The organism is Okeania sp. SIO2B9, assembly GCF_010672505.1.
GTDB lineage: Bacteria > Cyanobacteriota > Cyanobacteriia > Cyanobacteriales > Microcoleaceae > Okeania > Okeania hirsuta.
The window spans coordinates 1-3,570 of the sequence record NZ_JAAHGK010000814.1 but is presented as its reverse complement, the minus strand read 5'-3'; the positions used below and the strand labels follow the sequence as shown (position 1 = coordinate 3,570).

Annotated in this window: 4 protein-coding genes and 1 pseudogene; 4 read left to right on the top strand and 1 reads right to left on the bottom strand. The window is 31.4% G+C overall.

Features of this window, described 5'->3' with window-relative positions; all coding sequences use genetic code 11:
- On the bottom strand, window positions 1-182 hold a 182-nt coding region (locus F6K13_RS23830), incomplete at its 3' end, for a hypothetical protein (RefSeq protein WP_287288588.1).
- A gap of 581 nt (window positions 183-763) precedes the next feature.
- Between F6K13_RS23830 and F6K13_RS23825 the strand changes: the two genes are divergently transcribed.
- The 4 genes and pseudogenes from F6K13_RS23825 (at window position 764) to F6K13_RS23810 (ending at window position 3,177) form a co-directional block, all read left to right on the top strand.
- Window positions 764-1,153, top strand: coding sequence for a DUF86 domain-containing protein (locus F6K13_RS23825; protein WP_240038724.1), 390 nt, complete (start codon window positions 764-766; stop codon window positions 1,151-1,153).
- A 204-nt stretch (window positions 1,154-1,357) separates the two neighbouring features.
- The gene (locus F6K13_RS23820; protein WP_240038723.1) at window positions 1,358-2,077 is read left to right on the top strand and encodes an AAA family ATPase; all 720 of its coding nucleotides are present in this window, start codon (window positions 1,358-1,360) and stop codon (window positions 2,075-2,077) included.
- 153 nt (window positions 2,078-2,230) lie between these two features.
- Window positions 2,231-2,509, top strand: a complete 279-nt coding sequence (locus F6K13_RS23815) for an ATP/GTP-binding protein (protein WP_240038722.1) — start codon at window positions 2,231-2,233, stop codon at window positions 2,507-2,509.
- Window positions 2,510-2,511: 2 nt separating this feature from the next.
- Window positions 2,512-3,177: pseudogene (locus F6K13_RS23810) on the top strand (DUF3226 domain-containing protein).
- Window positions 3,178-3,570 lie beyond the last annotated feature (393 nt).

The following is a 3,570-nucleotide window of genomic DNA, read 5'->3' as shown; positions in this document are numbered from 1 at the left end:
GCACCTTTAGATTGATAAATTCTAATACATAGGTCGATAAAGGGTCTTACTTCATCTGGAGAAGTTCTCAACAGATAGGAACCATCATCAACAATGAAGTTCTTTTCTTGTTCAGAGGCTTGACCATCTACAACAGTAGCTAGCGCAGCCAATTTTAAAATATTTTCAGCAGTAGGATTCATAATTCCCTTCCATTAAAGTGATTAGAGAAGTGGTTATTCATTGAGGTAATTACATCAATAACTAACTAATCTTCTTACTAATCAGCCTAAATCAAAATCATCAATTTTCAGTTAATTCACTTATCAATATTTGGCAAAAAATATTTCGATGACAATTAGAAATTCTCATAACTTCCGGTCAACTAATTTTTCCTATTTGTAGTCAAATAATGTTTTCTCAAAAATATAAATAATATATAAAATTTTATTACTTCTAAGTAAGTATTTTGATATAGTAATTATTTATATTTATTTATGCTAATATAATTACATCTCTTGCCAAAGTTCCAAGAATGAAAATCAATCAAAATCAACTCAAAAATCATCTTTGATTCCTCTAATCACAGCCATTTATTATCTGCTAACCCACTCATAAATAAATAATTATTAAATCTCAAAAAATCAGTAAAATTATTAACTATAAATACCTAAATTATATTTTTAGTGTTTCTCTATACATTGCTATAACTAAAATTATCTCTTGGGCCGAGGTTTATTTACCAGGAGCTGGTTGGGTTGTTCTAGACATCACCTCTGGTTTTTTGACAGCAGAAAATCACATTCCTCTGGTCTGTACTCCCGAACCCACTGCAGCAAACCCAGTAAGAGGCACCACCGAACCTTCCGAGTCTAACCTGGAATTTTCCGTTACTGTTTCTCGCTATCAAGAAAAACCCAGACCTACCAAACCTTATACCGAAACGCAATGGCAAAAAATTAACACCCTTGGTCGGCAAGTAGAGGAAAAACTAAGACGTTTGGGTTTGGGGTTAACTACCGGAGGGGAGCCAACCTTTATTTCTATTGATGATTTTGAATCACCTCAATGGCGAGTAGAAGCGTTTATTCAATGGCGACAAATAGCTGGATTTAGAGATGTTCTGGTTCATAACTATTTAAACATTAATCTAAATCGAGTTTGGGGTGTATAGCGCTACGCGCAAGGCAAAAGTCAAAAAGTAAAAGTCAAAAATAATCGATGACTGAGTGTGATAATTTAGAAATGTCCTCACCTTTACTTAAATTGCTATAATTGAAAAGGATTTATCTATCTCTTAAAGAAAAAGTTGAAAATTTACTATCGTCTTAAAATTAATTTTTTTTTATTTTTAAGTAGATATAAACAGGAAATAAATATGTTGAAATCGTTGAGTATAAATAATTTTCGTTGCTTCCAATCTTTTGAACTTCAACAACTTAGCAGAGTTAATTTGTTGGTGGGGATGAATAATAGTGGAAAAACTTCAATTTTAGAAGCTATTCAACTTTTATATTGCTCGTACCAACCCGAACAATTCCAGAAAATTATGTTTTATCGAGGAGAGTTTTTATTGAAAGAACGCTCTAAACAGCTAGATATTTGTCACCTTTTCTATGGACGTGAAATTTCAGTAGGAAGCAAATTTTCTATAGTAGGAACTAATGATAAATATCAGGAAAATCTAATTGCTTCAATACAAGTAGATTCACCGAATAAATTGGATGAAAAAAAAGCTTTATTCGATGATTCAGAAGAATTGAGTTCTGAATTGGATAATTCAGAAGAAATTACTGATGAACTAGAAATAGATGAATTAGAAGATATTTTTTTTATGCTTGATTGGAAAAAAAAAGAAGTTAGCATAAGACGCAGATTATCACCAGATGGAGGTATGGATATTCGTATGTTAAGGTCATCTAGAATAGCTACAAAAGCAGTTACAAAATCTCAATTTATTACACCTTTATCTTTAGATATTAACGAAATTACTCAATTATTTGATGAAATTGTCTTAACACCAGAGGAAACATTGACCCTAGAAGCACTGCAAATTATTGAATCTAAAATTGAACGTATTGCTTCAATAAGCCCTTAAAAATACGGTTATAATAATAGAATTGTAGGAGCAAGAGGTGGGTTTCTAGTAAAAGTTTCTGACCAAAAACAACCCATACCTATTGGCAGTATGGGAGAAGGAATGTGGCGAATTTTAGCATTAGCTATCGCTCTTGTTTCTGCTTAAGGTGGAGTGTTACTTGTAGATGAAATTGATACGGGTTTACATTTTTCTACAATGTCTGATATGTGGAAACTTATTTGGAAAACAGCAAAAAAATTAGATGTTCAAGTATTTGCTACTACTCATAATAGTGATTGTTGGAGTAGTCTTGCTGATGTTATTCAAAATGAAGATTTAGAGGGTGAAGAAATTACAATTCACAGAATAGAAGCTAATAAAAATGCTTCTGTAGTTTTCACAGAACCTGAAATTGTTATTGCTGCACAACGTCACATCGAGGTGCGATAGTAATGGCAACAAAAACAAGAAAATTACCTCCTAAAAATAAACTATTGGTAGAGGGTGCTGAGGATCAAAGAGTTATTCCATATTTGATAGAAGCTAATGATATTCCTTGGGAAGATAAAAATAAACAACCATTTGTATATATTGAATCCTTTGATGGCATAGAAAAACTGCTAAATAAAAATGTAATTTCTACAGAGTTAAAAGCATCTGGACTTTCTGCATTAGGTCTAATGGTTGATGCAGATGATAATTCAAAGGATAGATGGCAAAGTATTAGAAATGTTTGTTTACCAAGTCTTCCTGATTTTCCTGAAAATTTACCAGAAATAGGTCTAATTCATCAGACAAGTTTTGGTGTTAAATTTGGAGTTTGGGTGATGCCAGATAATAAAATTTCTGGAATGTTAGAAACATTTCTGACTTATATAATTCCTGACGAAAAAGAATTGCTTTGGAATTATGCACAAACAGCAGTTAAATAAGCTAAAAATCAAGGTGCGCCATTCATAGAAAATCATACTGATAAACCTAATATTCATACATGGTTAGCATGGCAAAATACTCCCGGTCGCCAATTACATAATGCTGTTATGGAAAGAATATTAAATCCCAAACATCCCCAAGCTCAAATATTTATTAACTGGTTTAAAACATTATATGACTTGTAAAATTTATTAAATTTAATTTTAACTATGGCAATCATTGTCGAATTTGTAAAAAATCCCAAAATAGATAAACAGTCTCAAAATTTTACTTTTGTTAGCTCTCTCCTTTTTTCAGGATATTTTCTACAAAACTCAAATATGACTCCCATATCAAAATTATGAGTTATACAAATTGAAGTTATCTATAAAATTATTTATAGTCATTCTGAATAAGACTGGAACACTTTTTTAGGTGAAACTCTTTCAAGGTAAGAAACCCTTGTCTCAATCTTAACTGGAATGACTATATAATTTATATAACTCTCAAGATAGGAGCAATCGCCTGACGAAATTGACAAAATCCTATACCAGTTAACTGTTTAATTTATCTGTTAATTATTAATTGTTGAACTCAAC

Bases quoted from the DNA above. Each gene is read 5' to 3' on its own strand.
- F6K13_RS23820 (WP_240038723.1), top strand. From the start codon at position 1,358: ATGTTGAAATCGTTGAGTATAAATAATTTTCGTTGCTTCCAATCTTTT.